Annotated in this window: 6 protein-coding genes and 1 tRNA gene; 6 read left to right on the top strand and 1 reads right to left on the bottom strand. The window is 60.3% G+C overall.

Annotation, left to right across the window (positions count from 1 at the left end):
• Positions 1-18: 18 nt before the first annotated feature.
• Genes pstS through phoU form a run of 5 tightly spaced genes read left to right on the top strand, consistent with a single transcriptional unit; the run spans position 19 to position 4,190 of the window.
• Positions 19-969 carry a phosphate ABC transporter substrate-binding protein PstS gene (pstS, locus tag VLY20_09465; GenBank protein ID HUK56870.1) on the top strand — a complete coding sequence of 317 codons (951 nt, stop codon included), beginning with the start codon at positions 19-21 and terminating at the stop codon, positions 967-969.
• Positions 950-1,918 carry a phosphate ABC transporter permease subunit PstC gene (gene pstC, locus VLY20_09460; GenBank protein ID HUK56869.1) on the top strand — a complete coding sequence of 323 codons (969 nt, stop codon included), beginning with the start codon at positions 950-952 and terminating at the stop codon, positions 1,916-1,918. The genes pstS and pstC overlap by 20 nt, the downstream gene beginning before the upstream one ends.
• Complete coding sequence (gene pstA / locus VLY20_09455; GenBank protein ID HUK56868.1) at positions 1,915-2,763, top strand: phosphate ABC transporter permease PstA; 849 nt, start codon at positions 1,915-1,917, stop codon at positions 2,761-2,763. The genes pstC and pstA overlap by 4 nt, the downstream gene beginning before the upstream one ends.
• Positions 2,764-2,772: 9 nt before the next feature.
• Positions 2,773-3,534 (top strand): phosphate ABC transporter ATP-binding protein PstB, encoded by a 762-nt coding sequence (gene pstB, locus VLY20_09450; GenBank protein HUK56867.1) that lies wholly within the window; start codon positions 2,773-2,775, stop codon positions 3,532-3,534.
• Positions 3,534-4,190, top strand: a complete 657-nt coding sequence (gene phoU / locus VLY20_09445) for a phosphate signaling complex protein PhoU (GenBank protein HUK56866.1) — start codon at positions 3,534-3,536, stop codon at positions 4,188-4,190. The genes pstB and phoU overlap by 1 nt, the downstream gene beginning before the upstream one ends.
• Positions 4,191-4,208: 18 nt before the next feature.
• On the opposite strand, the gene VLY20_09440 is transcribed toward phoU, so the two are convergent.
• Positions 4,209-4,598, bottom strand: coding sequence for a DUF2203 domain-containing protein (locus tag VLY20_09440; protein ID HUK56865.1), 390 nt, complete (start codon positions 4,596-4,598; stop codon positions 4,209-4,211).
• A 143-nt stretch (positions 4,599-4,741) separates the two neighbouring features.
• Between VLY20_09440 and VLY20_09435 the strand changes: the two genes are divergently transcribed.
• A tRNA-His gene (locus VLY20_09435) sits at positions 4,742-4,817 on the top strand.
• The last annotated feature ends 6 nt before the right edge of the window (positions 4,818-4,823 follow it).

Below are 4,823 nucleotides of genomic sequence, written 5' to 3'. Positions count from 1 at the left end.
CCGGCCTGGGCCGAACCCATGCTGATCAACGCCGCGGGGGCGACTTTTCCGTACCCCGTCTATTCCAAATGGTTCGACGAGTACGCCAAGATCCACCCGGACATTCACATCAATTACCAGTCCATCGGTTCCGGCGGCGGGATCCGCCAGGCTTCCGAATTGACGGTGGACTTCGGCGCGTCGGACGGTCCCATGACCGACGACCAGCTCCAGAAGGCGAAGGTCAAGCTGCTCCATTTTCCGACGGTGATGGGCGCGGACGTCCCGACCTACAACATTCCCGGAGTCACGGCCGAGCTCAATTTCACCTCCAAGGCCTTGGCCGGAATCTTCCTGGGAACGATCACCAAATGGAACGATCCCGAAATCGCGGGGCCCAACCCGGGCGTGAAGCTTCCGGATAATTCGATCGTCGTGGTCCACCGCTCGGACGGTTCCGGAACCACCTATATCTGGGTCGATTATCTTTCCAAAGTCAGCCCGGAATGGAAGGAAAAGGTCGGCGTTGGAACGTCGGTCAATTGGCCGGTCGGCCTGGGCGGGAAGGGAAACGAGGGGGTGTCCGGGCTGGTGAAGCAGACGCCGTACTCCATCGGATACGTCGAGCTCATCTATGCCGCGCAGAACAAGATCGACTACGGGCTGGTGCAGAATTCGGCGGGTAAATTCGTCAAGGCCAGTCTTGAGTCGGTGACCTACGCCGCGGCCGGCGCGGCCAAGGCGATGCCGGCGGATTTCCGGGTCTCGATCACGAACGCGCCGGGGGACAAGACCTATCCGATCGCGAGCTTCACCTGGCTTCTCATTCCGGAAAAGATCGATGATCCGAAAAAGGGAAAGGCGATTACGGGATTTCTGCAATGGATGCTGAAGGACGGTCAAAAGTTCGCTCCGGGACTTCTGTACGCGCCGCTTCCGAAAGAAGTCGTCGCCATGGAGGAGAAAGCGATTGGCCAGATCAAGTATTAGCGCGTTCAGTATGACGGCGTTCCATCGGCCGGGCGTCAGCCCGGCCGATCGTCTTTTCCGGGCCACGGTCCTGACCGTCGCCCTGTCGGTGTTGGCCATCACGGTCGTCGTCGCCTATGAATTGGTCCGCAATTCCCGGTTGCCGATCCAAAAATTCGGCTGGAGTTTTCTCTGGGGGACGACCTGGGACCCCGTCGCGGAGCAGTTCGGCGCGCTGCCCTTTCTCTACGGCACGCTGGTCAGCTCGGCGCTCGCCCTGCTGATCGCCGTTCCGGTGGGGCTGGGCGTGGCCATCTTTCTTTCCGAGCTGGCGCCCCGGTGGCTGTCCGATCCCGTCACCTTCCTGGTCGAGCTTTTGGCCGCGATCCCGAGCGTGATTTACGGATTGGTCGGGATTTTCGTGCTGGTTCCGTGGATCCGAAACGGCCTGGAGCCGGCGCTCTCGAGCACGCTTGGGTTCATGCCCCTGTTTCGGGGCGCTCCCTACGGCGTGGGGATGCTCACGGCCGGTGTGTTGCTCGCGATGATGGTGGTTCCGTTCATTGTTTCCGTTTCGCGTGAAATCCTGATGGCGGTGCCCCGCTCCCAGCGCGAAGCGGTTCTGTCCCTGGGGGCGACGCAGTGGGAAATGGTCCGGGTCGCGGTTTTGCCCTACGCCCGTTCCGGGATCATGGGCTCCGTTTTTCTGGCCCTGGCGCGCGCGTTGGGGGAAACCATGGCCGTGACCATGGTGATCGGCAACCGTCCCGAGATCAAACTCTCCCTCTTTGAGCCGGGCTATACGATGGCCGCCGTGATCGCGAACGAGTTTACCGAGGCCACGGGCGACATGTACCTGCAGGCCTTGATCGAGGTCGGCCTGGTTCTCTTCGCCGTCACGATCCTGGTGAACGCCCTGGCCCGTTTGTTGATCTACGGCGTGTTTTCAAAGGTGGAGGTGAGAGAATGACCCCCGCGCTTTTGCTCCGCCGGAGGATCACGAACGTCTTCATGCTTTCGATGACGGGCGTCTGCACCGCGACGGTTCTGGGGATTCTGTTTTTTATTCTGGGTTACATCACCTATCACGGCATCTCGGCGCTCGATTGGGACTTCTTTACCAAACTGCCCAAGCCGGTGGGCGAGACGGGCGGGGGCATGGCCAATGCCATCGTGGGAACCGTGAAACTGTTGTTCCTCGCGAGTCTGATCGGGGTTCCGATCGGTTTCCTCGGCGGCGTCTACCTGTCCGAGTACGGCCGGAAATCGACCGCCGGTTTTCTGATCCGCTACGCGGCCGACATCTTGAACGGCGTCCCGTCCATCGTGATGGGCATCTTCGCGTATACTATTGTCGTGCTGCCGATGGGCCATTTCTCGGCCGTGGCCGGGGGCGTGGCGCTGGGCATCATGATGATCCCGATCGCGGTTCGGAGCACCGAGGAGTTTTTGAAGCTGGTGCCGGACTCGATTCGCGAGGCGGCGCTGGCGCTGGGACTGCCGGAATGGAAAATGGTCAGTTTCGTCGTGATTCCCACCGCCTTTCGTGGCATCGTGACCGGAATTATGTTAGACTTGGCGCGAGTCTCCGGGGAGACGGCCCCCTTGTTGTTTACGGCCTTCAGCAACCGATTCTGGAGCCACGGATGGCTGGAGCCGATCGCGTCCCTGCCGGTCATGATCTACACCTATGCCATTGCGCCCTACGATGACTGGCACCGACAGGCCTGGGCGGCGGGGATGGTGTTGCTGATGCTGGTGCTGGGGGCGAACCTCCTGTCGCGATTGGTTTTGCATCGCCAGTTAAAAGGGTAGGACCTGCTCATGAATAAGCCGGTTTACATCATCGAAAAACTGAATACCTGGTTCGGGGAGCGACATATCCTCAAGGACATCACGCTGACGATCGGTTTAAAGCAGGTGACCGCGCTCATCGGCCCGTCCGGATGCGGGAAGTCCACCTTCATCCGCTGCCTGAACCGGCTGCACGAGGTCGTCCCGGGCGCGAGACTCGCCGGCACGATTCTCTTGGACGGAGCGGACATCAACGGTCCGACGGTGGATCCGGTGACGATCCGGCGGCGGGTGGGCATGGTGTTCCAGAAGCCCAATCCCTTCCCCACGATGTCGGTCTACGATAACGTGGCGGCCGGACTCCGGCTCAACGGCACGCGCCGCCGGGCGATCCTCGACGAACGGGTGGAGCGGGCCCTGAAACAGGCCGTCCTTTGGGACGAGGTGAAGGACGTGCTTCACAAGTCCGGCGCCAGCCTCTCCGGCGGACAGCAGCAGCGGCTCTGCATCGCCCGCGCCCTGGCCGTCGAGCCCGAGGTGATTCTGCTGGACGAGCCCTGCTCGGCGCTGGACCCGATCGCCACGGCGCGGATCGAGGAGCTGCTGCTGCAGCTCAAGACGTCGTACACAATCGTGATCGTGACCCACAACATGCAGCAGGCCGCGCGGGTCTCGGACTACACGGGGTTTTTTCTGCTGGGCGAGCTGATCGAATTCGGCGCGACCCGCGAGATTTTCACGAATCCAAAGGATCGTAAGACGGAAGATTACATTACAGGGAGATTCGGATAATGCAGCGACATTTCGACGAGGAGCTGGCGACTCTCAAGGACAAGATACTCCGGATGGGCGCGATGGTCGAGGAGCAGATCGCCAATTCGATCAAGGCGCTGGTGGAACGGAACTCCGACCTGGCGCGCCATGTGATCGAAAACGACCACCGGGTGAACGCCATGGACGTCGAGATCGATGAGGATTGTCTCCGTCTCATCGCGCTCCACCAACCCATGGCGGGGGACCTGCGCTTTCTCACGACCGCGATGAAAATCTCGACCGAGCTTGAGCGGATGAGCGATCTGGCCGAGAACATTTCGGAGCGGGCGATCGAGTTGAACGAGGAAGCGCTGCTGAAGCCCTACATCGACATTCCGCGCATGGCGGACGACGCCCAGCGCATGGTCAAGGACTCCCTGGACGCCTTCGTGAACCGGAATTCGGACCTCGCCCGCCGGGTGTGCAAGGCGGACGACGTGATCGACGATCTGAATCATCAGATCTTCCGGGAGCTCCTGTCCTTCATGATCGAGGACCCGCAAAGCACGACCCGGGCGATCCGGATCAGCTTCATCTCCAAATATCTGGAGCGGATCGCGGACCATGCCACCAACATCGCCGAGCTGGTGGTCTACCTCGTCGAGGGAAAGATCATACGGCACACGGGTGTGTGAGCTTCGTTTCGGGCGGGATCAGGAATCTTCGTCGAGGGGTTTGCGGTTGCCGAAGCCCGTGTCGGTTTCATGCCACCAGCCGATCTCGCTCTCTCCGAGTTTCCAGCAGAGATAAACCATCCGGCCGTCCAGCATGAAGGGAAAATCGCAGAGGCCTTTTTCGAGGTCCTTGATCAGGACGCCCATCTGCTGGACCCGTTCCACGCGCTTCATGATAAATTCCAGCGCCTTCAGATAGGCGGGACCCTGGGGCGAGCCGCCGTTCTCCGAGAGATGCTCGCGGGCTTTCTGAATATCACCCCGGATATTCAGAATAAAATTCCGCATCTTTTGGACCTCGCGCAGCAAAACCTCCAGGTCCGGGACGAGGTTGTTGGCTTCTCCCAAGGTGAATATTCGTTCATCCATAACAATTATTTTAAGACTTTACCCAGACCCTGTCAATATCCCCTTCCCAGCGCGCGCCGCTTTATGTTACAATGCATTCTCTTTTCCGCGGACCCATCGGCCGCGGTTCGGATTTCCCGTTCACGGCCTTCATAAATGATACGGCGAGTGTAGCTCAATGGTTAGAGCACTGGTCTGTGGCACCAGGGGCTGGGGGTTCAATTCCCCTCACTCGCCCCAAAATTT

Source organism: Nitrospiria bacterium (assembly GCA_035517655.1).
GTDB lineage: Bacteria > Nitrospirota > Nitrospiria > JACQBZ01 > JACQBZ01 > JACQBZ01.
This window is presented reverse-complemented; position numbering and strand designations above follow the sequence as displayed.

Coding starts and splice junctions, on each gene's coding strand:
- pstS (HUK56870.1), top strand. CDS start 19: ATGCTGATCAACGCCGCGGGGGCGACTTTTCCGTACCCCGTCTATTCC.
- pstA (HUK56868.1), top strand. CDS start 1,915: ATGACCCCCGCGCTTTTGCTCCGCCGGAGGATCACGAACGTCTTCATG.
- pstB (HUK56867.1), top strand. CDS start 2,773: ATGAATAAGCCGGTTTACATCATCGAAAAACTGAATACCTGGTTCGGG.
- phoU (HUK56866.1), top strand. CDS start 3,534: ATGCAGCGACATTTCGACGAGGAGCTGGCGACTCTCAAGGACAAGATA.
- VLY20_09440 (HUK56865.1), bottom strand. CDS start 4,598: ATGGATGAACGAATATTCACCTTGGGAGAAGCCAACAACCTCGTCCCG.